The sequence below is a fragment of the Zafaria cholistanensis genome, from assembly GCF_008580665.1.
GTDB classification, from domain to species: Bacteria; Actinomycetota; Actinomycetes; order Actinomycetales; family Micrococcaceae; genus Zafaria; species Zafaria cholistanensis.
In genome coordinates this window covers 1-2,073 of the sequence record NZ_BKDJ01000032.1, presented here as the reverse complement: position 1 = coordinate 2,073, position 2,073 = coordinate 1, and the positions used below count along the sequence as shown (strand labels likewise).

Sequence of the window (2,073 nt, the reverse complement as noted above, 5' to 3'; positions counted from 1 at the left end):
CCAGCCGCACCCGAACCCTTCCGGCAACCCCTCTCGGGATCCCATCCGGCGTCCGGCGCGAGATAAAACAATACACGCCCCACGCCCCAACACCAAATCGGGAACCACCCACCCCTAACACCGCCGGGTGTTTGCCGGAAAACCCCGCAAATTCGCGCCCCGGCAGGGCCGGCCCCGGGAGGACAGGCCCTGGCAGACGGTTTTGGCAGGCGGTTTTGGCAGCCGGCCCCGAGTGGGTTACCTCACCCCTTCCCGGGGAAATCCGTCCCTGGACGTTCGGGCGGGCGATACAGATAAACCATACTTAGGGTTGCGGCAGATCGCTCGCACTTCCCCCGATTCTCCGGCCCGCCGGCCTGCCGGCCTGCGGACGGGACAAAGACAAAGGTAAACATGGCTGCCCCGACTTCCCCAACGTGGCCCGTTCCACAAAGAACCACGAACAAGGTGCTGTTCGCCTGCTGGCTGGCGATCCTCGCGGAAGGATATGACGTCGGCGTGCTGGGGGCCGTGCTCCCCGCCCTCGCGGAGTACAGGGAATGGGGCCCGCTGACGCCCCTGCAGCTCGGCGGGCTGGGATCCTACGCGCTGGTGGGCATGCTCGTGGGCGCGATGACCATTGGCACCCTCTCGGACCGCATTGGCCGCAAGAAAATGTTCCTTGCCTCCGTGGTCATCTTTACGGTCACGCAACTGGGGGCGGCACTTGCCCCCACGCCGGAAGTCTTCGGCCTTTTCCGCCTGCTGGGCGGGCTGGGCATGGGCGGCATCATCCCGGTGGCCGCCGCATTGACCATCGAGTACTCGGCGCCCAAGCGCCGGTCCTTCAATTACGGCCTGATGTACTCCGGCTACTCGCTGGGCATTCTGGTGGCAGCGCTGGCGGCGATGATCCTGCTCCCGACCCTGGGCTGGCGGTGGGTCGTTGGCCTGGCGGCCCTGCCGGTGCTGCTCCTGCCGGCCCTTGCCTGGATCGTGCCGGAGTCCCTGGAATACCTCATGAGCAAGGGCCGCCGCGCCGAGGCCGCAGCCCTGGCCGGCAAGCTGGGCATCGTCCCCTTCCACGAGGGCGACTGGACCCAGGCCCGTCCCGCCGGCACCGGGGTCCGGCCCGTGGGATGGAAGGAATCCCTGGGCGCGCTGTTCTCCCGCAGCTACGTCAGGCCCACGATCTTCTTCTGGATCTCGCTCTTCTGCGGCATGGTCCTGGTCTACGGCCTCAACACGTGGCTGCCGGCCATCATGAAAAAGGCAGGCTACGACCTCGGGTCATCCCTGACGTTCCTGATGATCTTCAGCCTCGCCTCCGCCATCGGCGGCATCGTGCTGGGCCGGGCGGCCGACATCCGGGGCAAGAAACTCATCCTGGTGGTCTTCTACCTGCTGGGAGGAGTCGGGATCCTGCTGATGATGTTCCCCAACAACATCCTGGTCAACTACATGTTCGTTGCCCTGGCCGGGATCGGGTCAATCTCCACTTCCCTGGTACTGACCGGGTGGGTGGCGGAGTACTACCCCTCCCACGCCCGGGCCACCGCCACGGGATGGGCACTCTCCTTCGCCCGCATCGGCGCCATCTCCGGGCCTTTGCTCGGTGGCTGGATTGGGTCCATGGCACTGCCCTTCCAATGGAACTTCGTGCTGTTCTCCATCGTGGCACTGGCAGCCGCTGCGGCCGTCGCCTTCATCCCCCGCGTGCCGGCGGGTGATGGACCGGCCGCGAAGGCTGCGGGAGTAGCCGTTTCCAGCACCACTACAGCCAGCTGATCCGGCCCCAACAGCAGATCCAACCCGAAGAGCGGATCCACCCCGAGCACGCGATCCAACGCTCTCAGGGGGCAGGTCCCGCGGGCCTGCCACCCCGTCCTGCCACCCCGCCCCCCAGCCAGGGGTGCTTCCCCGGGGCCGGGACGGACGCAGCCTTGAGGCTTGTCGGGGAAAAGACGAAGAGAAAAGACGAAGAGGGGGGTGCCACGCCGTTCGTTGGCGTTGTCCTCCGCCGCTGCAACCTCATCTCCGGGAATCCCCCAGTGCACGTCCCGGTGCACTTCCCGGTGCACCTCCCTGTGCACC

Annotated in this window: 1 protein-coding gene; it reads left to right on the top strand. The window is 66.8% G+C overall.

All coding sequences use genetic code 11. From position 1 onward, the window contains the following. The first annotated feature begins 393 nt into the window (after positions 1-393). Entirely contained in the window at positions 394-1,767 is a 1,374-nt protein-coding gene (locus NCCP_RS14750) for an MFS transporter (protein ID WP_149958044.1), read from the top strand. The last annotated feature ends 306 nt before the right edge of the window (positions 1,768-2,073 follow it).